The organism is uncultured Meiothermus sp. (assembly GCF_937863175.1).
Classification (GTDB): Bacteria; Deinococcota; Deinococci; order Deinococcales; family Thermaceae; genus Meiothermus.
This window is the reverse complement of sequence record NZ_CALMCQ010000118.1, coordinates 1-18,039: the sequence shown is the minus strand read 5'-3', so window position 1 is coordinate 18,039 and position 18,039 is coordinate 1. Positions and strand designations below refer to the sequence as shown.

Here is an 18,039-nt window from a genome sequence, read left to right as displayed (position 1 = left end):
GATTAAAGCATCAGCAACTGAGTTTTTACTGATTGCCCTGATTCTGCGCGGCATCACCGGCGACCGGGCTTTCGGGGTGTGTGAGCGGCTGCGGGTGGCGGTGCTTAAATACCCCTGGAACCACCTGCACCCCGAACTCAAAGTGACCATCAGCCTTGGCTTTGCTGGCCGCGACGACGAGCCTACAGCCCAGGAAGTGCTGGCACGCGCAGGCCGCTTCCAGACTGAGGCCAAAAGCTCGGGCCGCAATCAAACCTTCCCCGGGCTCTATTACTAGCAAGGAGTGATTTGTCATGACAGGTCGCGCCCAAAAAACCCTCAAAAACCTTCTGAACCACAGTGAAATCAAGGGCAAAGCCTCGGTACGCCATACCATCTCGATTTTCTCGGCAGTTATTTTTCTGGGCTGGCTGATTCTGGAACTGACCCTGGGCCTTTAGTCGGCTTCAGCGTTGATGTGGCGGGCATGGTTCGCCTTTTTTATGCTCTTACGTTCGCTCGAGGAGATACCGGGCCAGGCTTTAGGGATGTAAATCACCCTTGTGGGTACATCGAGCACCAGATCGCCAGCCCAGATAGCTACCCCTGTAGCCACCTGGCGCGGCATCCTGGCAGGTCAGTTGCGATCAGGTAAGTGACTTGTGAGCTTACCCGTATACCTGCCAGGGAGTGGTGACGGCAGGGCGCGTGAGGTTTTACAGCACAGCGCGGATGGCTGCCAGGTAGTGGATGATAGCGTTCAGGTTAAGAGTTATACACAGAAGATCGAGGCGGCATGCCAGCAACCCCCCCCGGAGTCTCGAGGCTTCAAGCCATGGCAGCGCAACCAAAGAGTTATGCGACCCGGAGTCCTTTCAATATTCTTGTTATAGTACGTCACTCCAGCGTTTTTAGATTTAATACAAAGATTGTCGCGTTGACACTCTATTTTTATGAATCCTATAATCACTCTGGTAAGACCAACTTTTATCCCAGGAAGGGTTCTGAGTTGAAAGGAGCAAGGATGGAGTACAAGGTGACGCTCTCCACCGAAGAAATTGTGCGCGGCCTCAAACACTATCGCCGCATCGCTAAGCAGGATGTTCTTCGGGCACCGGAGACACCGAACCCCGATATCTTCCGCCAGCACGCCGAGGCCCGGCGTGAAATTTATGCCAGACTGGCTGAGGTAGCTGAAGCCGAAGGACCCGATGCAGTGGTAGGTCAAGCCTTGGAGTTGTATCAGGAACTGCCCTTCGTAACCGGGACTGCCGAGGATGCGCACTCCGAGATCAAGGGGCAGGAAAACGCGCTCGAGAACTTTTTTCTGATGATTGGCCTCGACCCCAAGGTTCGTCGGGAGGCCCGCAAGGCACGTAAGCCCGTGTAGTACTGGCCAGAAATCCCATAACTGTTGGCCGTTCATCATACCTTCGGTCGACGGTAGACTTTCAGTTATGAACCTCGAACTCCTTGCCGCCCAAGCCAGAGCCTGCATGGCCTGTGGCCTGTCCACCAGTCGCACCCAGGTGGTGTTTGGGGAAGGCAGTCCGGATGCCAGGTTAATGATTGTGGGTGAAGGCCCTGGCGAAGATGAAGATGTTCAGGGGCGGCCTTTTGTTGGGCGTAGCGGACAACTGCTCGACAAAATCCTCGAGGCCGCCGGAATCCCCCGCCAGAGTGTCTACATCGCCAATATCGTCAAGTGTCGCCCACCGCAGAACCGCGTTCCCGGGCCGCTCGAGGCCAAAACCTGCACCTCATTGTGGCTGAACAAACAGATCCAGCTCATCAGGCCGCAGATCATCATTCCCTTAGGTGCCACCGCCCTCGAGTTTTTTGCGGGCGAGAAGCTCTCCATCTCCAAAGTACGGGGAAAGTTTTTCGAATGGCAGGGGATCAAGATTTTCCCGATGTTCCATCCGGCCTACCTGCTACGCAACCCTTCCCGCGAACCAGGTAGCCCCAAACACCTCACCTGGCAGGACATCCTGCTTGTCCGGTCTACCCTCGAGGCTCTTCCCTCCAAGCCAGGCGTGGAAATCAAGGCCATCCGTCAGGAATCACTGTTTTGACCAAGAAATTGGGTCGGAAACCGTCTCCATCCCCGCACTGCCCTACGCCCCAAATCTCTTATTCCTCTCCCCAAAATGACCCTCTCCCGCGCTGGATTATTTCACCTGCTGGTGGTCTATCTGGTCTGGAGCAGCACCTACCTGGCTTTCAAAATTGGCACCAACAACGGCTTTGAGCCCTTCTGGATGGGGGCTACGCGCTTCATCCCGGCTGCACTGCTTCTGCTGGGGTTTGCGGTATGGCAACGCTGGCAGGTACGCTTGAGCTGGCCAGAAATGGGGATGCTGGCGCTGTCGGGAACGGTGCTGTGGATTGGCGGCAACGGTTTGATTCTGGTGGCCACCCAGTATGTGCCTTCAGGTTATGTGGCCCTGATGATCTCCACCACCCCCATCTGGATGGCAATTCTGGAGGGCTTACTAAACCGCAAACGGCCTCCTGGATGGCTGATCGTGGGCCTCCTGATGGGTCTACTGGGCATCCTGATCCTGAATGTGCCCAAACTCGGTGAAGGCACCCCAACCAGTGTCCTGGCCTTTATTCTGCTCTTCATCTCGCCACTCTTGTGGGCCACCGGAACCCTCTACACCCAGCGAAGCAGTCCCCGCCTCGAGCCCGTCGTCATCTCGGGGTACCAGCAGCTTTTTGCTGGACTGGGCTTCTTGCTGCTCTCGCCCTTGCTGGGCGAAGACTGGCACACTCCCACGGCGGCGGGCTGGGCCGCCAACCTCTACCTGATCATCTTTGGATCGCTAATTGCCTATACCTCCTACATCTTTGCGGTACGGCTGTTGCCCCTGAGCCTGGTAACCACCTATGCCTACGTTAATCCAGTGATTGCACTTTTGCTTGGTTGGGCATTTTTGCAGGAATCCATCGGAGTTTGGACCCTGGTTGGCGCTGTGCTGGTGCTCGTGGGGGTTGGTCTGGTTTTCCGCAGCCGAATGAAACCTGCAGCCCAAAATACATCACAACCCTGATACTATTTGTGCATATTTTCACGATGATCTGCTCGTGAACAAATTATGCAAATCCTCAGCTACCCGGTATCTGCGCTTGCCTGTCACCCGCTATAGCGCGAGGTGAGTACCCTCAATGCCTGAAATGCCGTGAGCCGGTAAAAATCATCGCCACCCCCAGCTCATTGCAGGCGGCAATTACTTCCTCATCCCGCTTGGCCCCGCCCGGTTGCACCATAGCGGTCACTCCCGCCGCAGCAGCGGCCCGAGTTACATCGTCAAAAGGGAAAAAGGCCTCGGAGGACAAAACGGCCCCTCTGGCCTTTTCACCTGCGTTCAGGATGGCCCGTTCAGCGGCCCAGATACGGCTCACCGCGCCGGTACCCAGGCCCACCGTTACGCCGTCGTTGGCCAGCACCACATTGTTGGAACGGGTGTGCTTGCCCACGTACCAGGCAAACTTTAGGTCGAGCAGCTCCGCTGGTGTGGGGATACGCTCGGTCACATAGCTGAGGTGCAGCTCCTCCCAGCGCCTAAAGTCGCGATCCTGCGCCAGAAAGCCCCCCACCAGGGGGCGGAACTCGAGGCTATCGGCGTCGTGGCGGGCCGCCACCAGCACCCGTAGATCGGGTTTTTTGTTCCGGAACCATTCCAGGGCTTCGGGGCTGATCTCGGGGGCAATCAGCACCTCCAGAAAGGTTCCGCGCATTGCTATGGCAGTCTCCAGGTCCACCGGGCGGTTCAGGGCCACCACCCCCCCAAACACCGAGAGGGTATCGGCATCGCGGGCGCGTTCCCAGGCAGCCCTGGGCTTATCGGCCAGGGCTACCCCGCAAGGGTTGGCATGTTTGACCACTACACAGGCGGGCAGCTCAAACTCCGAGACCAGGCCCCAGGCTGCATCGGCATCGGCATAGTTGTTAAAGCCCATCGGTTTTCCGGCCAGAACCCGGGCGTGGAGCACCGGGCCGGTCTGGCCTTCAAGGCCATACAGGGCGGCTTCCTGGTGGGGGTTTTCGCCATATCGCAACTCCACCTCTGGCAGTCGCTCCAGGGTTAGCAGTTTGGTCTTGGGGAATTTCTCGTAGGCTAAAAACTCGGAGATAGCCGCGTCGTAAGCTGCGGTGTGGGCAAAGGCTTTGTAGGCCAGCTGACGGCGGAACTCGCCGCTGATGCCCGTCCGCAGGGCTTGCAGCACGGTCTGGTAGTCGGCTGGGTCGCACACCGGCAGCACCGCCGGGTGGTTTTTGGCCGCAGCCCGCAGCATGGCCGGCCCGCCGATGTCAATGTGCTCGAGGCAGTCTTCAAAGGAAGCCCCCCGCGCAAGCGTCTCGCGAAACGGATAGAGGTTGACGCAGAGCAGGTCTATCCGGGTCAGGTGGTGGGCCTGCAACTCGGCTTCGTGCTCAGGGCTCTTGGTGGCCAGCAGTCCGGCGTGAATGCGGGGGTGCAGGGTTTTGACCCGCCCGTTCAGAATTTCGGGAAAGCCCGTCATCTCGGACACATAGCTCACGGCCAGTCCCACCGACTCTAGCGTCTTGAGGGTTCCGCCCGTAGAAACCAGCTCAAACCCCAGCTCCGCCAAACCCCTGGCAAACTCCACCAGACCCGTCTTGTTCGATACCGATAACAACGCGCGCATACCGGGAAAATCATACCCTTGGTCTCGCCGATGGCCGAATGTTTATTGTCTATAGTCTATGGTCTATTAACCATTGACTATACTAACGGCATGAGCACGACCATTTTCGACGGAATCAAAAAAGAAATAATCGAGGCCATGAAGCGGGGCGACACCGCCAGCCGTGACTTTGCCAGGGTGGTCAAGTCGGAACTAGATCGCAAGGGCGACGGGAGACCCCTGCCCGATACCGATGCGGTCAAAGTCCTCAAGGCCCTGCGGGTCACAGCGGAAGAGAACCAGAACACCTTTGAAATTGCCTTCCTGGACAAATACCTGCCGCAGGAGATGAGCGAGGCCGAGATCGAGGCCTGGGTACGGGTCAATGTGGACTTTGCCTCGCTCAAGTCGCCCCTGGCCGCGATTGGGGTGGTGACCAGGGCGCTGGGGCCGGTCGCGCCAGGGGATCGGGTCAAGCGGGTGATCGAGAAGATCGTCCATGGCTAGGTCAGACAGGCCCGCCAATCCCTGGACTCGGCTTTCGCTCGAGCCCGTCGTCCGCAACCCCTACCCCATCGTGCGCGAGCAGCTCCGCACCCACAACGGCCGCGAGGTGACCTACATGTACGTACCAGGCCACCACCAGTGGGTCTCCATCCTCCCCATCACCCTGCAAAGAAGCGTACTGTTGGTACACCAGTACCGTCATGTATGGGGAACTTATTTTTTTGAACTTCCTGGGGGTTCTGCCGAGCCGGGTGAAACCCCCGAACAAGGTGCCAGGCGCGAATTACGTGAGGAAGTGGGGGCCGAGGCCAGGGAGCTTCTACCTATCCAGCCCTTTCGGCCTTTAGCGGGCATCTTAGCCGCTACCATCAACCCCTTTATTGCGCTGGACAGTCAGATTGTCCGGCCTGCGGAGCCAGAGGACGGCGAACTGATCGAGGTAGTGGAGTTCTCCCTGGAAGAAGTGTATGGGATGCTGGATCGGGGTCTGCTAAACGAAGCCACCCATGTCATCACCTTGCTACGGGCCAAGCCCATCCTTACTGAAATGGGCTATCTCTGCTAAAATAAGGCTTCGGGAAGAGGGCGCAGCCGCTGGTGGGAAACCACTAGAGGAAAGTCCGGGCAGCACAGGGCATGATGCCAGCTAACGGCTGGGCGGGGTAACCCGACGGAATAGTGCAACAGAAAGCAGACTGCCCTCGCCCTCGGGCGAGCGGTCAAGGTGAAACGGTGCGGTAAGAGCGCACCAGTGCCCCTGGAGACAGGGGGAGCTAGGCAAACCCCATCTGCTGCAAGTCCCGCGTCTCGCCAAGTCGAGGCGATACACCAGGGAGAACTGACCCGGTTCGCTAGGACCTGTGGTAGGGACGCTCGAGGTGAGTGGCAACACTCATCCCAGAGAGATGGCTGCGGAAACAGAACCCGGCTTACGCCTCTTCCCTCCCCTGACCATTCTCGGCCACCCTTCCTCCCCTTTTTGGGGAGGGGGCCGGGGGATCGGCGGCACCCTGGACTGCTTGGATCGGCATCCGTTTTTTTGGGCAATCCTGCCACAGGAGTACAATCCACCCATGAATCGCCGCCTCCTTGGCGTAGAGCAACTGCGCCAGCATGAAGAACGCGGCCCCAACGGGCGCAGGCTGTGCCGCTATGCACCCTGCAACAACGAAGTGCCGCCGGGCCGCAGGACCTGGTGCAGCGAGGAGTGCGTACACCAGTACCGCTTGCTGGCCCACTGGAATTATGCACGGCAGCATCTGCGAAAACGTGAGAAGGGCGTTTGCCAGGTCTGCGGCACCGACACCCGCAAGCTCAAGAGCAGTCTGATGAACCTGTGGAAGGCTGCCGCACAGATCGGGCGCGGCCACCGGCTGCACAAAAACCTCTACCGCTTTGCCGAGTACAAAGGGTTGGCAGGCCAGTACGCTGAACTGGCCGAGAGGCTCTCCAGGTGCGGCTTTCACGGCTTTGCCTCAGAGCTGCCTAAGAGCTGGCGGCCCCGCAAAGCCTGGAAGAAGCCCTCGGATATGTGGGAGGCCGACCATATCCTGCCGGTGGTGGAGGGCGGCACTCACGCGCCCGGTAACCTGCGCACGCTGTGCCAGCCCTGCCACAAGCAGATGACTCGAGCCCTTGCCACCAAGCGTAAAAAGCTCAACGTCGTTGAAGGATAAATACCGAGAGCAGAACCAGAACCCCACCCAGCAGTTGCGCCTGGCCCAGGCGCTCTCCCAGGATCAGCACACCCATGGCAATGGTAAAAAGGGGCTCTAGCATCGAAACAATCGAGGCCTGGGTCGCACGAATCCGGCGCAGACCCACAAAAATCAGAATCACCGGAAAGACCGTTGCGACCGTGCTGATGCCCAAGACAAGGCCCCAGTCTGGCAGGCTGTCGGGAATTTTGAGCTGCCCATCCAGCAGAGCCAGGGCAGCAAACGAGAGGGTCGCCCCTATAAACACATAACCCGAGGTAACCACCGGATCGGTGACCCGGCTCACCCGCGCACTCACCAGCAAATAGGTTGCATACACGGCAGCCGAGGCCAGGGCCAGCAGCCCCCCCAACAGCCCCACCCGCCCCGAAAGATCGGTGGTGAGGGCAATACCCAACAAGGCCAGTCCTATCGCCAGCAGGGCAGCCTGGGTAGGTTGCTCGCGCTCGAGAATCCAGGCCAGCAACACCACAAACACCGGGTAGACATAGAGCAACAGCACCAGTACCCCCACCGGCAGGCGCTCCAACGCTGCGAAATAGAGGGTGGTCTGGGTCGCGTAGCCCACCGCCCCCAGCAAAAAAGGAACCAGAGCCTCGGAGGCGCGAAAGCGCCACCCCCCACGCCACAGCAGCCAGCCCCAGACCAGAACGGCTGCCAGCGCCATCCGCCAGGAGAGCAAGTCGGAGGACGACCAGCCTAAACCGAAAGCGATTTTGCCAAAGATTCCGAGGGTAGCAAACCCCAAAGCCGAGAGCCCGACGAAGATGATTCCGGCCCGATCCACCCCAGAAATCTATCAGTTGGAGGGGATGCCTCCAAGTATTAAGACCCTGCCAGAGGATCCTTTTGTTGCATCAGAAAGGCGGATTAAGCAGCGTAATTTCCATTATCTGCAAATGGTGTTTGTCACGCGCCACGCTATTTGCCCATTTTACGCCACGCTAAATGTCACCACTTGAAAGATGAGAAACACGCTAAATGTCACCAGTTTTGGCTTTGAATGGATTAGCAACCAGTGAAATACGCATGAGATAAATAAGTCATTTATTAGAAGCTTCAGGATAAGTTTGCTCCACCTCCAGCTTGAGCCGGAGCGGCAACGCCTCCCACCCTACCCATTCCGGCCAAGGGATTTTATTTACCACTTCTACGCTTTCGGCCTTTTCCAGCTTCTGGAGCAGCGCCTTTGCCTCCCGCTCCAGCTCATCCAGCGCGTCGTAGTAGGCATTCAACTGCTCACGCTCGGCAGGGGTGATTCTGCCGAGCTGTAGTTTGACAGTCAGATCAGAGAAATTTGCTGGGCGACGGGATTCCTGGGCGGCGGTTAGGGCGTTTTTGATTTGAATGGCCGCCTCTTCCTTGGCAAGCTCGAGCCATTCGGCCTCGATTTCGGCTTGTAGCGCCTCGAGGTTTATATCGTTGCGGAAGCCGCTGATGATTAGCGTGTCGTCGCTGTGGCGGCTGACGATGCCTGATTCAGAGTAGGGTAGCAGTTTACTGATTGCAGTATTCATGCAGCCTCCTAACGGATTTCAAACTCTACCCACACCCCTTGAGCATAAAACAAAGTTTGGTTACTCGTCCCTACATTGGTAACAACTATACTTAAATCAGTGGTTCCTGAACCCGCAAATATCGCAAAATTTACGTCTGCATCCATATTCGCATTGCTTGCTGTCCAAACAGCTTGAGAAGTGCCGATCCTCAATCGCAATGGATCTAAGAACATATAGCGCACCCGACGGATATACAAACTCTTTCCGGCGGGAACATTTATCCTTCCTATAGCCAAATCTGTAATGCCACCGGGACTTATGCCTACCGCCTGGGGGGCATGTTCACTAATCGAAAATCTGTTTGCGTGGTCGTATCGGGCTTGCAGCACTCCATTATTCATTTTTAGCGTGTTGGGATGCGTGTTGTTAGTAAAATCGTCGCTTAACTGATACAGAGTAGTTCCACTAGGCGCAGATGTCGAATATGTGCCGTCGTACGTTATTTGTTGTGCAATATGGGATGAAGAGAGTTCCAAGTTGACTAATGCATATTGTTTAGTAACCAGGTAAACATACGCCCAGCCGTCGCCGCCGTCTCTTACCAATACGTCGGCGCGATCTACTGTGCCCATGATGTAACCATCGGCACGGAAGCCATCGCGAAATGCAAATTGCAAATCGACATTGGCTCGACCCTGACCAATGGTGTGGCCTCCCAAGATGCCGTTTATTTTTAGGATTCCGGATCCGCTTTCAATACGGCCTAGATAATAGTAGCGAACGGTCGTATCGTGTTGGCTCACAAACACATTGAACAGCCGCTCATTGTTGATGTTGAGCGGTCCGGTCATGATATCTCCCGCCTTATTCAGCGGGGTGTAGCCCAAATGGCCCACCACACTGCCGGGGGCCAGTTTGGCAGAAGTTACCGCCTGATTAGCAATGTGTTGGGTCAGGATGCTTGCATCCCGCACATCCTGCGCCAGCCTGCCTCCGCTGTCGAGCATGGCCCAGGCGTTGGATGCGCCGCGCATCAGGTAGGCGGTGTGCACCCAGCGGCCTCCGCCGGTGGCGGTCAGAATCCACAGGCCGTCGGCGGTTAGGGCGCTGGGGTTGTACAAGCGATAACGTCCATAGCCTTCAACGTCCACCGTGTCGCCGTCGGCCATTCCGGCCAGGTTTTGCAGCGCGGTCAGACTGACCACGCGCTGGATGCGCCGGACGCCGGTGGTCTCGACCACCTGTCGGCTGGTGTGCAGGTGCTCGGTGCGGTTGAGTACCGCCTGCACGGCGCTTTCCAGCGGACCGATGGCCACTGGCTCGCCTGCGCCGGCCAGGGGAAAGTTGGGTATGCTGGACGGAAAGACAGAGACGGGGGTGAGGGTTTTTGGCATTCATTCCTCCTACGGGAAAAGCTGAACGGGAGCGTCGCCCCAGACCTGGCCGGGCGGGTCCCAGGTCAGGCCCGGGGGGTCCCAGGTGAGGGGTCCAAAACTGACGTAGGTGAGCTGGCGCAGCCGGGTGTGGCCGGCCTTGACCTGGCCAATGATAGAGAGGATGCGGTGGCGCTCGGCTGGCGACCCATCAAAGCTCCTGCGGGCCGGGTAGATGAAAACGTCGAATTCCGACCAGTCGGCCGGAACCGATAGCCAGCGTGGCACAATCGCTGAGCTGTAACCGAGTTGAGCCAGGGCGGTCTGCATCCCGTGCTCGGTGCCGGCCCAGGTCCAGAATTCCCAGGCCCCCAGCACCCGGTCCCGCCAGGTCTCCAGCGACTCGCCGGGGTAGCGGGTCAGGCCGCGCTCGGCCCCGAGCAGGTTGAGGGCGTCTTCGGGGGCCAGTTCGGCGTGGCGGGCCCGAATAGCGGTGGCCACCCACTCTGCATGTTCGTCCAACAACCTGCCGTGCCCCTCAATCTGCGGCCCCGCTTCCGGTCCCTGGAACCACGGCGGCGAGCGGTCGCGCAGCCAGTCTTCCAGCAGGCGGATGCGGTAAAGAGCAATCTCGGACATGTTTAGACCTCGAGCCAGCTCGGGCTGAACGTAAACTGGGCGACCTGGATACTGGTTAGGGTCAGGTCGGCGGCGGGCTGTGACAGGGCAACATCGGCAACATGTGGGCCAAAGAGGGCCTCAATAATGGCTGAGCGAAAGACTGTAGCGCCAATCGGGAGGGCTAGCTGCAGAGCCGAGAGACCGGCGGCAGCCTGGCTCTGGGCCTGCGCCAGAAAGCCGCTGCGCACCCGGATGGTGGCGGTCACCGAAATACCGACTGCAGAGGCCGCGTAGACCGCAACATTGGCGGTTAGCGGTTTGCGCTGCTGAATGCTGGCGTTGGCAGCCGCCACCGCTGCCCCACCCAGGCCACCTTCGCCCCACAGCACCACATCGAGCGTGCCCTGCCCGCGCGGGTTCTGATCCAGCACCCGCACCTTGGTGATGCTGGGGTCGGCCGAGAGCGCCCAGGATTGATACGCGGCAGCAGTGCTGCCGTAGCCCAGCTCGGCCCAGCGCAGCCGGCAGCGCTCGCGGAATAGCGCGTCTGTTTCGCGGTTGATGGCCGCCTCGATTACCTGGTCGTTGGTAATGGTTACTCCGGGCAGAGGCGTGAATAGCGTGGTGCCGGTGCCCAGAGCGATGCGGTAGGCGGTGCCGGTAGATTCGGCCCGGAACTCCAGCGAGAGCGTGCTGCCGGGGTTGAGCAGGCCGCCCACCAGGTTATTGAAGCGCAGGTCGCCAATTCCGGCCCAGAGCTGGTTAGCCTGAATGTTATAGGGGCCGAAGCCAGACAGGCAGGTCAGGGTAAACCGCTGCCGCTCGAAGGTGGCCTCTTTGCGCAGCAGGCTGTAGGCATTGAAGCCCAGCAGGTCGAGGAAAGCCCCCTCGGCGGTGTCCAGGTAACCGCCCCGGGTGATGGCAACCCGCAGGGCTTCTAGCTCGGCCATGCCCTCGGCGTGCAGCTCGATCAGGGTGCGCTGCTCCGAGCCAGCGATCCAGTCGTTAGGTCCGTAGCCCTTGGTCTGCAGGATGGCCAGCAGCCGCGCCAGTACCTGTTGCTGGTTGCGGGGTTGCAGTAGTTGCTCAAGCGTCGGCACGCAGCACCTCCACGGTCAGGGCAGTAGCGTCAATCACCAGCGCAAACGGCCCGGCGGCGGTCTGGCCCCGGATGGTCAGCCGGATGCGCTCTAAGTCAATCTGCCTGGCCTCCACCTCGGCCTCCAGCACCCGGGGGTCGCGCTCCACGGCGGCCTGAGCGAAAGTCTCGAGCTGGTATCTGGTCTGAGCGTTCCAGGGCGCGTTTACCGCCTCGCGCAGATCGAAGCCATAGCCGGGGTCGTAGAACAGCCCCCCGCGTGGGGTTTGTAGCTGTCGCAGGATGGCCCCCCGCAGGTTGTCCAGGCCGGTCTTGAGGCGGCGCTCAATCAGGCTGTAGTCGGTGCCCAAATCGGTCATCTAGCCCACCGCCTTTACGATGCTCGAGCCCCCCGCCACCGGGTCAGCGCTAACCGGCACACCGGGCACCACCGGGGCCGCAAAGACCCAGGTGACCGATTTATTCTGCCGCAACACCCCGGTGCCGCCCTCGTCGCCCAGGTCCAGATCGGGAGTCTGAAGAGTGATGGAGGTCTGGGCGTGAATGGTCAGATTTTCCAGGGCCCCGCCGTCGAACAGGGTGGCCACGGGCCGGCTGGGGTCGCCATTTTCAAAGCCCAGCAGCACCCGCGCACCCTGCCGCACCCGCACCGTTACCCCCGGCAGCATGGTGCGCAGGGGAATGTGCACCAGCAACGGCAGATCGGCCCGGTCGGGCTGCAGGTCGAGCCGCATATCGCCGTGGTCGCGCAGCACCTGGCAGGGGTAGAGCGCCAGCGAGTCTATCCGCTGGTCGCTCACCAGCTTCAATAACGCCCTTTTGAGCCGCTCAGTTGCCACAGAACACCTCGGTGCGGTTGGCGCGGCCAATGTGATGAACCACTCGTTCGACCGGCCCGAACTGGATTTCGTGGCCGCCCACCGAGCCCTCCAGGCGCACTCCCGGCTGCAGCGCCGGAACCAGGGTGAACCAGTAGCGGCGCTGGGCAGCGTCGTACTGCACCGCGCGCAGCTTTTGAGCAAAGGCGGGCCAGGTCTCGCGGCCCACCCAGACCTGTCCACCTGGTTGTATGCGCCAGGTGCGCCCCTGCAGCAGCAACAAGAGCCGCCTTAGCTCCTCCCAGGCCGGGTGAGCGTAGCGGGTGTAGCGCAGCAGCACCTCGGGGGCGTCAACCTCACCGGGGGTCTCGCCTACCTCCTGCAACAGGTCGAGCAGGACGGTGCGGGCCGGAATTCCCTCGTAGAACTTGGGCCGTAATAGCCGGTCCAGCCCGCCCGCTCCGCCGACCAGGTAGAGCCGCCAGAAGCCCCCGTCCCGGCCCACGTCCAGGCAGGTGGTGGCCAGGCTTTCCCCGGTCTCGAAACGCAGGGTGACAGCCTCGCCCCGGCTGACTGGGGCGCTGGTAACCGCCAGGCGCAGGCTGGCCGTCAGGCGGCCGGTGCGGGGCAGGGTGATGCGGCCCTCGGAGACTGGAGCGGTGTTGGCGAGCAGCAGGGCCATTGTCTCACCTTCCCAGCCGTCTATTGGCAGCAGCCGAACCGTCGGTTATGCCCTGCTCGACCCTGCCCAGCCCCGCTACGCTGGGCCGGTTCTGGTCGGCTTTCTGGGCGCTGGTCTGGTTGCCGCCGGGGGCTGCCGTGCCCGCGCCGCCGGGGGGCGGGTCGCCCACCTTGCTGGTCTTTTCGGTATTGCGCCGCTCGCTGGCCTGCCACTCGCGCAGCTTGAAGCGCAGCACAAAACCGGTATCGCGGCTAAAGTCGGGACTTTCCACCTCGAAGAGATAGACGTGGCGCACGCCATGTAGCTGCAGGTTGGGGTGTGCAGCCTGGAGCACGCTGGGCGGCTGGCCCCGGCGGTTGCGGTAGAGCTCCAGGACGGCCCGCAAATTGTCGAGCTCGGCCTGGGTATCGGCCACGGCCTCCACCTCGACCTCGGCGTCGCGGTAGCCCAGAATGGTGCGCTCGCCGCCGTCGTTGCCTGGGTTAGGGGCATGGTCTTCCTCCAGCCCCCCACCGCGCACATTGACCGTAACGTTGGGGATGGTGACCCGGCCCTGCGGCCCCAGCAATACCAGGGTCTCCCAGATCTCGGGGTTCCGCCAGGGGTCAGGAATTCGGGCCATAACCCTCCTCGACGGCCGCTTCTTCAAAGGCCAGCAGCACCGCCTCGCGCAGCGCCGACTGCAGGCCCTCCACCACCTGCTGGGGCGACTGGCCGGCACCAATATGGATATTTTCGATGGTGATATGCACCTGGGGGGCCTGCCGGGCGGCGCGCTGGGCCTGCGGCGGGGCGGGCACGGCCAGGGGCTGGGCGATCTGCATCTGGGGCTCTATCGCCATTGCCGCTACTGCGTCGGCCACATGGGGCAGACCCGACTCAATGCCCTGGGCCAGGCCCAGCGAAAGCATCAGGCCATAACCGGCAAAGACCCGGCTGGGGCTGCCGAATTTCATCAGGTTGCTAAACCAGCCCTTGATGGCTTCGGCCCCCTCGGTTATTTTGGCTCGCACCCAGGCCAGGCCGTCAGCAATGCCGGTGGCCAGGCCGATCATGATGTTCCGGCCCCAGTCCACCGCATCCTGGCCCAGCACCCGCAGGGGCGCGGTGATGACCTGCAGCACGCCCTCCATAATCACGCTTACCCCGGCCCGGGCCCGGTCGAAGTTGCCGGTGAAGAGGCCCACAATCACCTCCAGCAGGCCGCGCACGATAGTCACCCAGCCGATCAGGCTCTGCAGGATGGCCGCCCCGATGCGGGCGAAGACCCCGATGGTAAAGGTGAAGAGGAAGCCCAGCACAAACCCGTAGACATAGGCCAGATCGCCCAGGGCAAGCTGGGCCCGGCCCAGGCCGGCGGCGATAAACTCGCCCACTGGCCCGAACTGGGCCGCCAGGCCGGCGATGGCGGCGCGGAAATTGTTCCAGCCCAGTATCAAGGGGAAGAGTGCCTGCCACACCTGGTCGCGGAACTGGGCCACGCGGTTCCAGGCCCAGACGAAGGCCGCGCCCAGGGCTATTACTGCCGTCGCAATCAGCACCACCGGGTTTTTCAGCATGGCCAGGGTCAGGACGCGGAAGGCCCCCGCCAGGGCCAGCACCCCCGCTCTGGCCGCCCCAAGGGGGCCACCCAGGGCCCAGAAGCGGGCAATCAGGCGGTCTAATGCCCCCGCCAGATCCCAGGCCCGCAGCAGGGCGACCTCAAAAGTCTGGCGCAGGGTCAGCACCCCGATGGAAGCGTAGCTGGTGGCAAAGCCCAGGGCACCCAGGGCCATCACCAGACCGCCCGCGCCGATGACCAGCAGGCTCAGGGCGGCCACGGCAAAGCCGATGCCCTGGGTGAGGCCGGGGTACTGCTGGGCCAGGTTCAGCACCGCGTCGGCGCCGCTGCGCAGCCAGCCCACCACCGCCCGCAGGGGCGGCAGGAAGTAGTTGCCGATGGTGATGCCGATGGCTGCGAGGTCGTTGCGCAATAGCTGCATCTGATTGGCGGTGGTGGCGCTACGGGTGATGAACTCCTGCTGTACCGATCCGGCAAACTGGGTGGTGTCGGAGACATAACCCAGGGCCTGACGCACCAGACCGAGATTGCCCGCCAGCCGGGATACACTGGGGCCATACTCGGCGCCGAAAAGCTGCGAGAGCGCCCGCACCGGGCTCTGGGCCTGGTTGGCGGCCTGGAGCACATTCATGATGGTACCAACCGCGTTGCGCTGCATGGACTGTTCGAGACCCTCGGCGGTGAAGCCTAGCTCCTCGAGGCCTTGTTGAAACCGCTTTTCCCCCAGTGTGGCCGTGCTGAGGATGCGGATCATCGCGTTCAGGCTGGTGCTGACGATCTGGGGTGCGGCGCCGGTGGAGAGCATGGCGCTGCCCAGGGCGGCTACCTGCTCACCGCTCATTCCCGCCTGTCTACCCAAGGACCCGACTCGGGACAGCACCTCCAGAATGTCCGGCGCAGTGCTGGCCATCCGGTTAGACAGGTGGTTAACCGCGTCGGACAACTGAAATACGTAATCGAGGTTCTGCTCGTAAACGGTGCTCAGCCGGGCCAGGACATCGCCGGACTGCTGGGTGGTCATATCAAAGGCCGTGCTGACCCTAGCCGCCTGCTCGGTAAACCGGGTCAGGTTAGAGATCTCCACCCCGGCCTGACCGGCGGCGGCGGTGATGTTAGTTAAACCGGCGGCACTGATGGGAATTTCTCGCGACAGGTTGACCAGCTGGGCCGTCAGCCGCTCGGGCGGGTACTCGGGGGTAAAGTCCACCACCTTGCGCACATCGGCCATCGCGGTCTCGAATCCTATGGCGGCGTTGGTGGCCAGAACCAGCGGCGCGGCAGCGGCTATTCCGGCAGCGGCGATAACCGCCCCGGTCTGCAGGCGGTTCATTGCCAGGTCGGCCTGGTGGGCGGCCCGCTCAATGCCGTGCAGCGAGCGCTGAATAGCCCCGGCAGGCCCGGTGATGCGATCCACCAGGTCTACCAGCACTTGCAGCCGCATCTGGCTCACGCCCCGGTTACCTCCGGCTGGTCAAGGTCTTTTACCCGCTGTTCCAGGGCCTTCTCGCGCTCCTGGGCGGCTTCCAGACTGGCCTGGGCGTAGGCGTTGTTGACGATCTCCTGGGCCAGGCGCTGGCCCAGGAGCTGGGTGGTGCGTTCGAGGGTATCGCTCATGCTACCTCCTGTTGTTGTGGCCAGGTGGAACGCACCACCTGGTTGAACCTCAGACCCATGCGCCGGGCAAACGGCACCACGCCCTCCCGCAGCAGCCCGCGCGTCTGCAGGTGCGGCAGCTCGCCGGGGATGGTCTCGAGGCCGTATTGCCCTGGTGGCACGGCTTTATAGAGTTCGGCCAGCAGGTCCCAGCGCGCCACCCAACGCTGGCCCTGGCGCAATTGCGGCACCACGTCCACCGCGTGGCCAATTTCGTGGGCGCTGTCGGTGGTCCAGGTCACGGGCCGCCCAAAAACCCCGTAGCCACGCACCCGGCCGATTTTCCACAACCACTCCTGCCGCTCGGCGGTGCGAAAGGTTTCTACGATTAGCACGCTGGCCTGGCCCTGGCCGTAGGTTGTGGCCAGCCAGGCGTTGGCGGCCTCGCGCCAGCGCTCGAAGGCGGGGCGGAAATTCGGGTGCAGTGTGTCGGGGTTGCGGTTCTGGCGGGGTTCGGGCTGCATGGCGCTCCTGTAAGCAACAAAAAAACCAGCCCTGGGTTCAGGGCTGGTTAGGTTAGATTCAGTTTAGCGGTTTACTGGGGGTTTGGGAAGGGGGCAATCACCTGGTCGCGCCATTCGGGGTCTGTCTCGGCGGCCAGAGCGTCCAGAATACCAGAGTTGCGGCCAAAAAGCTCAACCGCCTCGGCACGCAGGCGGCGGTACTCCTGTGGCGACCAGCGGCCAGACTCGCGCAGATGTTCGACCTCCTGGCCGAACTCACGGGGGGTTTTTCGGGTCGTCGTGGTCATAGCGGAATCCCCAGCCTCTCGCGCATCTGCCCAATTATAGCACGGCCCGCTGGGTCGTGCCGGCGCAAAAGCTCCTGGTGGTAGATATAGGCGACATTGGTCTCGCAAAGATACTCGCGCCAGCTAAAGCCCGCCCGGGCAGACACCGGGTTGGCCCGGTTAAATACGGGGCGCACAACCTGCTCCACCGCTGGAAAGCTGCCGAGGGCCTCTGCCCACGCCCAGATGAGGTCGTGAGTTAGCTCGTGAGCCAGTGATTTTTGCATAGATTGCACTGGGTTGGGGGCCACATCCGAGACCCGCTCGACGGCGCCCCAGTCGCCAGACCGGAAAGTACGTTTCAGCCGGGGCCGCTCCGCCGAGATGCGTATGCTTCGAGTGCGCGGGTCGTAATCACCGCCAACCAGCCCTCCGTCCAGGGGATCGGTCAGGCGCTCTAATATTCTGATGTCGCCAAGAGATCTGCGCTCGAGAAAGCCCAGCACTTTAGCCTTGTCAAGCGCTCTGAGTACGGTCTCGCGATCGGTTGCTGACAGATGGGTTACAGCCCGTTGATAATGCACTCCGGGCCTGGCCCGCTCGTGCTCTACTGCCGGGCTATCGTCGGCGCGCAGCCGGTTATAGGCCGCCCAGAGCTCGGGGTGGTAGTCGGCGGGGTCGGGGCTCCAGGCCCGGCGGCCCGGCGGGCTGCCAAAGCCCTCCATCGGAGGCTGAAAGGGCACCATCCGGGTCACCCGGCCCTCGGCCTGCTCTGCGCTAAATGTCACCAGTGCGGTCCGGCATCTGAAGTGGAGTGGCGGGGTGTGTGTGTGCCAGAAGGTATCGTCCGCCGGCCGCACCACCCCCGCCAGGTTCAGGCAGATGCGCGAGGTGCGGCCATCCAGCACCACCGCCAGGCCCCAGTAGGGGCGCTCGGCCCGCAGCTCGTCGGCGGCCTTATAGCGCCCCGCGCCGTAGGCCATCTGGATGTTGGTGTCAAAAATAGTTTTCAGCCGATGGGGGCTCTGGCCGCCCCAGGCCTTTTGCACCCGCAGGGATAGCCGGCTCTGGAACTGCTCGAAGGTCTCGCCCTCGGCCAACCCAGCGTCCAGCGCGTCCACCACCTCCTGCACCATGTCCAGC

General features: G+C 61.7%; 23 protein-coding genes, 1 other RNA gene and 1 pseudogene. 9 read left to right on the top strand and 16 right to left on the bottom strand.

Features of this window, described 5'->3' with window-relative positions; genetic code table 11:
• Positions 1 to 277, top strand: a pseudogene (locus tag Q0288_RS04840) (hypothetical protein); the annotation flags it as partial.
• 16 nt (positions 278 to 293) lie between these two features.
• The gene (locus Q0288_RS04835; protein WP_299428001.1) at positions 294 to 440 is read left to right on the top strand and encodes a hypothetical protein; all 147 of its coding nucleotides are present in this window, start codon (positions 294 to 296) and stop codon (positions 438 to 440) included.
• On the opposite strand, the gene Q0288_RS04830 is transcribed toward Q0288_RS04835, so the two are convergent.
• Positions 437 to 607, bottom strand: coding sequence for a hypothetical protein (locus tag Q0288_RS04830; protein ID WP_299427998.1), 171 nt, complete (start codon positions 605 to 607; stop codon positions 437 to 439). The two genes, Q0288_RS04835 and Q0288_RS04830, sit on opposite strands and share 4 nt — an antisense overlap.
• A 396-nt stretch (positions 608 to 1,003) precedes the next feature.
• On the opposite strand from Q0288_RS04830, the gene Q0288_RS04825 reads away from it, so the two are divergent.
• The 3 genes from Q0288_RS04825 to Q0288_RS04815 all read left to right on the top strand — a co-directional run bounded on the left by Q0288_RS04825 (position 1,004) and on the right by Q0288_RS04815 (position 3,035).
• The gene (locus Q0288_RS04825; protein WP_299427996.1) at positions 1,004 to 1,369 is read left to right on the top strand and encodes a hypothetical protein; all 366 of its coding nucleotides are present in this window, start codon (positions 1,004 to 1,006) and stop codon (positions 1,367 to 1,369) included.
• A gap of 67 nt (positions 1,370 to 1,436) precedes the next feature.
• Positions 1,437 to 2,054 carry a uracil-DNA glycosylase gene (locus Q0288_RS04820; RefSeq protein WP_299427993.1) on the top strand — a complete coding sequence of 206 codons (618 nt, stop codon included), beginning with the start codon at positions 1,437 to 1,439 and terminating at the stop codon, positions 2,052 to 2,054.
• Positions 2,055 to 2,129: 75 nt separating this feature from the next.
• On the top strand, positions 2,130 to 3,035 hold the full coding sequence (locus Q0288_RS04815) for an EamA family transporter (RefSeq protein ID WP_299427990.1): 906 nt from the start codon (positions 2,130 to 2,132) through the stop codon (positions 3,033 to 3,035).
• Between the two features lie 112 nt (positions 3,036 to 3,147).
• On the opposite strand, the gene purH is transcribed toward Q0288_RS04815, so the two are convergent.
• Positions 3,148 to 4,656, bottom strand: coding sequence for a bifunctional phosphoribosylaminoimidazolecarboxamide formyltransferase/IMP cyclohydrolase (purH, locus tag Q0288_RS04810; RefSeq protein ID WP_299427987.1), 1,509 nt, complete (start codon positions 4,654 to 4,656; stop codon positions 3,148 to 3,150).
• Positions 4,657 to 4,746: 90 nt separating this feature from the next.
• Here purH and Q0288_RS04805 point away from each other — a divergent pair, with 90 nt between their 5' ends.
• From Q0288_RS04805 to Q0288_RS04790, 4 genes are all read left to right on the top strand, one after another.
• Positions 4,747 to 5,142 carry a GatB/YqeY domain-containing protein gene (locus tag Q0288_RS04805; protein ID WP_299427984.1) on the top strand — a complete coding sequence of 132 codons (396 nt, stop codon included), beginning with the start codon at positions 4,747 to 4,749 and terminating at the stop codon, positions 5,140 to 5,142.
• On the top strand, positions 5,135 to 5,707 hold the full coding sequence (locus Q0288_RS04800) for an NUDIX hydrolase (RefSeq protein ID WP_299427983.1): 573 nt from the start codon (positions 5,135 to 5,137) through the stop codon (positions 5,705 to 5,707). The genes Q0288_RS04805 and Q0288_RS04800 overlap by 8 nt, the downstream gene beginning before the upstream one ends.
• 10 nt (positions 5,708 to 5,717) lie before the next feature.
• An RNA gene (gene rnpB / locus Q0288_RS04795) (RNase P RNA component class A) lies at positions 5,718 to 6,090 on the top strand.
• Between the two features lie 125 nt (positions 6,091 to 6,215).
• Positions 6,216 to 6,818 carry an HNH endonuclease signature motif containing protein gene (locus tag Q0288_RS04790; RefSeq protein WP_299427980.1) on the top strand — a complete coding sequence of 201 codons (603 nt, stop codon included), beginning with the start codon at positions 6,216 to 6,218 and terminating at the stop codon, positions 6,816 to 6,818.
• On the opposite strand, the gene Q0288_RS04785 is transcribed toward Q0288_RS04790, so the two are convergent.
• The 14 genes from Q0288_RS04785 to Q0288_RS04720 form a co-directional block, all read right to left on the bottom strand.
• Positions 6,799 to 7,647, bottom strand: a complete 849-nt coding sequence (locus Q0288_RS04785) for a DMT family transporter (RefSeq protein WP_299427977.1) — start codon at positions 7,645 to 7,647, stop codon at positions 6,799 to 6,801. The two genes, Q0288_RS04790 and Q0288_RS04785, sit on opposite strands and share 20 nt — an antisense overlap.
• A gap of 256 nt (positions 7,648 to 7,903) precedes the next feature.
• Positions 7,904 to 8,377, bottom strand: a complete 474-nt coding sequence (locus Q0288_RS04780; RefSeq protein WP_119340424.1) for a hypothetical protein — start codon at positions 8,375 to 8,377, stop codon at positions 7,904 to 7,906.
• An 8-nt stretch (positions 8,378 to 8,385) separates the two neighbouring features.
• A complete protein-coding gene (locus Q0288_RS04775) occupies positions 8,386 to 9,753 on the bottom strand; it encodes a hypothetical protein (protein ID WP_299427973.1) in 1,368 nt (455 codons plus the stop codon).
• Positions 9,754 to 9,762: 9 nt separating this feature from the next.
• Positions 9,763 to 10,371 carry a phage tail protein gene (locus Q0288_RS04770; RefSeq protein WP_299427970.1) on the bottom strand — a complete coding sequence of 203 codons (609 nt, stop codon included), beginning with the start codon at positions 10,369 to 10,371 and terminating at the stop codon, positions 9,763 to 9,765.
• 2 nt (positions 10,372 to 10,373) lie between these two features.
• Positions 10,374 to 11,453 (bottom strand): baseplate J/gp47 family protein, encoded by a 1,080-nt coding sequence (locus Q0288_RS04765; RefSeq protein ID WP_299427967.1) that lies wholly within the window; start codon positions 11,451 to 11,453, stop codon positions 10,374 to 10,376.
• Positions 11,440 to 11,811: a hypothetical protein gene (locus Q0288_RS04760; protein WP_299427964.1), complete on the bottom strand. Its 372-nt coding sequence runs from the start codon at positions 11,809 to 11,811 to the stop codon at positions 11,440 to 11,442. The genes Q0288_RS04765 and Q0288_RS04760 overlap by 14 nt, the downstream gene beginning before the upstream one ends.
• Positions 11,812 to 12,291 (bottom strand): hypothetical protein, encoded by a 480-nt coding sequence (locus Q0288_RS04755; RefSeq protein ID WP_299427962.1) that lies wholly within the window; start codon positions 12,289 to 12,291, stop codon positions 11,812 to 11,814.
• On the bottom strand, positions 12,281 to 12,952 hold the full coding sequence (locus tag Q0288_RS04750; RefSeq protein ID WP_299427959.1) for a hypothetical protein: 672 nt from the start codon (positions 12,950 to 12,952) through the stop codon (positions 12,281 to 12,283). The genes Q0288_RS04755 and Q0288_RS04750 overlap by 11 nt, the downstream gene beginning before the upstream one ends.
• A gap of 4 nt (positions 12,953 to 12,956) precedes the next feature.
• Positions 12,957 to 13,574, bottom strand: coding sequence for a hypothetical protein (locus tag Q0288_RS04745; protein WP_299427956.1), 618 nt, complete (start codon positions 13,572 to 13,574; stop codon positions 12,957 to 12,959).
• Positions 13,558 to 15,954, bottom strand: coding sequence for a phage tail tape measure protein (locus Q0288_RS04740; protein ID WP_299428004.1), 2,397 nt, complete (start codon positions 15,952 to 15,954; stop codon positions 13,558 to 13,560). Before Q0288_RS04740 ends, Q0288_RS04745 begins: the two co-directional genes overlap by 17 nt.
• 5 nt (positions 15,955 to 15,959) lie before the next feature.
• Entirely contained in the window at positions 15,960 to 16,127 is a 168-nt protein-coding gene (locus Q0288_RS04735; RefSeq protein ID WP_299427953.1) for a hypothetical protein, read from the bottom strand.
• Positions 16,124 to 16,630 (bottom strand): hypothetical protein, encoded by a 507-nt coding sequence (locus Q0288_RS04730; RefSeq protein WP_299427950.1) that lies wholly within the window; start codon positions 16,628 to 16,630, stop codon positions 16,124 to 16,126. The genes Q0288_RS04735 and Q0288_RS04730 overlap by 4 nt, the downstream gene beginning before the upstream one ends.
• A 71-nt stretch (positions 16,631 to 16,701) precedes the next feature.
• Positions 16,702 to 16,917, bottom strand: a complete 216-nt coding sequence (locus Q0288_RS04725) for a hypothetical protein (protein WP_299427948.1) — start codon at positions 16,915 to 16,917, stop codon at positions 16,702 to 16,704.
• Positions 16,914 to 18,039, bottom strand: a 1,126-nt coding sequence (locus tag Q0288_RS04720; protein ID WP_299427945.1) for a phage minor head protein, incomplete at its 5' end; no start/stop codon positions are given. The genes Q0288_RS04720 and Q0288_RS04725, both read right to left, overlap by 4 nt.

Coding starts and splice junctions, on each gene's coding strand:
- Q0288_RS04790 (WP_299427980.1), top strand. CDS start 6,216: ATGAATCGCCGCCTCCTTGGCGTAGAGCAACTGCGCCAGCATGAAGAA.
- Q0288_RS04745 (WP_299427956.1), bottom strand. CDS start 13,574: ATGGCCCGAATTCCTGACCCCTGGCGGAACCCCGAGATCTGGGAGACC.
- Q0288_RS04825 (WP_299427996.1), top strand. CDS start 1,004: ATGGAGTACAAGGTGACGCTCTCCACCGAAGAAATTGTGCGCGGCCTC.
- Q0288_RS04815 (WP_299427990.1), top strand. CDS start 2,130: ATGACCCTCTCCCGCGCTGGATTATTTCACCTGCTGGTGGTCTATCTG.
- Q0288_RS04830 (WP_299427998.1), bottom strand. CDS start 607: ATGCCGCGCCAGGTGGCTACAGGGGTAGCTATCTGGGCTGGCGATCTG.
- purH (WP_299427987.1), bottom strand. CDS start 4,656: ATGCGCGCGTTGTTATCGGTATCGAACAAGACGGGTCTGGTGGAGTTT.
- Q0288_RS04775 (WP_299427973.1), bottom strand. CDS start 9,753: ATGCCAAAAACCCTCACCCCCGTCTCTGTCTTTCCGTCCAGCATACCC.
- Q0288_RS04800 (WP_299427983.1), top strand. CDS start 5,135: ATGGCTAGGTCAGACAGGCCCGCCAATCCCTGGACTCGGCTTTCGCTC.
- Q0288_RS04770 (WP_299427970.1), bottom strand. CDS start 10,371: ATGTCCGAGATTGCTCTTTACCGCATCCGCCTGCTGGAAGACTGGCTG.
- Q0288_RS04750 (WP_299427959.1), bottom strand. CDS start 12,952: ATGGCCCTGCTGCTCGCCAACACCGCTCCAGTCTCCGAGGGCCGCATC.
- Q0288_RS04740 (WP_299428004.1), bottom strand. CDS start 15,954: ATGCGGCTGCAAGTGCTGGTAGACCTGGTGGATCGCATCACCGGGCCT.
- Q0288_RS04780 (WP_119340424.1), bottom strand. CDS start 8,377: ATGAATACTGCAATCAGTAAACTGCTACCCTACTCTGAATCAGGCATC.
- Q0288_RS04725 (WP_299427948.1), bottom strand. CDS start 16,917: ATGACCACGACGACCCGAAAAACCCCCCGTGAGTTCGGCCAGGAGGTC.
- Q0288_RS04760 (WP_299427964.1), bottom strand. CDS start 11,811: ATGACCGATTTGGGCACCGACTACAGCCTGATTGAGCGCCGCCTCAAG.
- Q0288_RS04735 (WP_299427953.1), bottom strand. CDS start 16,127: ATGAGCGATACCCTCGAACGCACCACCCAGCTCCTGGGCCAGCGCCTG.
- Q0288_RS04820 (WP_299427993.1), top strand. CDS start 1,437: ATGAACCTCGAACTCCTTGCCGCCCAAGCCAGAGCCTGCATGGCCTGT.
- Q0288_RS04730 (WP_299427950.1), bottom strand. CDS start 16,630: ATGCAGCCCGAACCCCGCCAGAACCGCAACCCCGACACACTGCACCCG.
- Q0288_RS04805 (WP_299427984.1), top strand. CDS start 4,747: ATGAGCACGACCATTTTCGACGGAATCAAAAAAGAAATAATCGAGGCC.
- Q0288_RS04835 (WP_299428001.1), top strand. CDS start 294: ATGACAGGTCGCGCCCAAAAAACCCTCAAAAACCTTCTGAACCACAGT.